Origin of the sequence: Paraburkholderia phymatum (assembly GCF_040965635.1) — a bacterium.
Taxonomy (GTDB): domain Bacteria; phylum Pseudomonadota; class Gammaproteobacteria; order Burkholderiales; family Burkholderiaceae; genus Paraburkholderia; species Paraburkholderia phymatum_B.
On record NZ_JBFRCH010000107.1, the window covers coordinates 1 to 1068 of the forward strand.

Annotated in this window: 3 protein-coding genes; all 3 read left to right on the forward strand. The window is 60.3% G+C overall.

The window, feature by feature from the left end:
• Positions 1-64: 64 nt before the first annotated feature.
• Positions 65-259 (forward strand): 4Fe-4S binding protein, encoded by a 195-nt coding sequence (locus AB4Y32_RS40375; protein WP_342945374.1) that lies wholly within the window; start codon positions 65-67, stop codon positions 257-259.
• Positions 260-323: 64 nt separating this feature from the next.
• Positions 324-722, forward strand: a complete 399-nt coding sequence (locus AB4Y32_RS40380) for a HesB/IscA family protein (protein WP_342937515.1) — start codon at positions 324-326, stop codon at positions 720-722.
• Positions 723-755: 33 nt separating this feature from the next.
• The coding region (locus AB4Y32_RS40385) for a nitrogen fixation protein NifZ (protein ID WP_368726573.1) at positions 756-1068 on the forward strand (313 nt) is incomplete at its 3' end.

Below are 1068 nucleotides of genomic sequence, written 5' to 3' on the forward strand. Positions count from 1 at the left end.
GCAGGCAGGATAGTCATGCCTGTCTCACCGGGCGTACACCGATCATCATTGCAAGGAGTGTCGCATGGCCCTGAAGATCATTGCGTCGACGTGCACCGGCTGCTCGGCCTGCGAGCCGCAGTGCCCCAATGTCGCCATCTGTGAGAAAAGCGGTGTCTTCGCAATCGATCCGAAGAAATGCATGGAGTGCGACGGACAGTTCGATACTCCGCAATGCGTGGCGGTGTGCCCCGTGGACGGATGCATCGTTCCGGCCTAGCCCGTTTCCCCGCGCATCGCGCCACCTGCGTCTAACGACTGCTCACTTTGACGGAATCGAAACCATGCTGCCCAACCTTACCGTTACACCCGCTGCCGAAAAGTTCATGCGCCGTGTTGTGCGCTTTTCCGGCTTGCCATCTGGTGCGGGATTTCGTCTGCTTGTGAACTCTGGCGGCTGCTCTGGATACGATGCCGGATCCAGTGCCGTAACCGGGGCGCAGCCAGGCGACGAGGCGATGGAGATCAATGGTCTGCGTCTTTTCCTGCCCGCAGAAAGCCGTCTGCTGCTGGACGGTGTGACGATCGACTTCGTCGACACACCTGACCGGTCGGGTTTCGCGTTCATGAAGGACAATCCGGGACCTGGTGTTGCCGCCAGCGAAGGCGAACCCGGTGTCAGGCGCGTTGACGTGGGTGCGATCGGACACGGGCGTCCCTTGTTGCCGCCACCAGCATCGTGAAGCGCACACCCTGGCCTTTCGCAGGAGCAAATGATGAGTGACTTCCAAAACGAGGACGCCATCGAGGTCGCGTGTGCGCCATCATTCAGCATTGGCGAGCGTGTGATCGCGCGCTCGGTAATTCGCAACGATGGCACCTACACCGGCAAGAATATGGGCGAGCTTCTCGTGAACAAGGGCGACGCAGGCTACGTCACCCGGATCGACATGTTCCTGCAGCGGTTTTACATCTACGCGGTTCATTTCGTTGAAACAGACCGCAAGGTCGGCATGCGGGCGAAGGAACTGTGCACGCTCGACCATCTTCCCGATGACGTGCTCGCCTGTCTGGGCGAGCGGGCCAAGG

What these genes read in the sequence shown, in the direction of transcription:
- AB4Y32_RS40375 (WP_342945374.1), top strand. Translation starts at nt 65, where the DNA reads ATGGCCCTGAAGATCATTGCGTCGACGTGCACCGGCTGCTCGGCCTGC.
- AB4Y32_RS40380 (WP_342937515.1), top strand. Translation starts at nt 324, where the DNA reads ATGCTGCCCAACCTTACCGTTACACCCGCTGCCGAAAAGTTCATGCGC.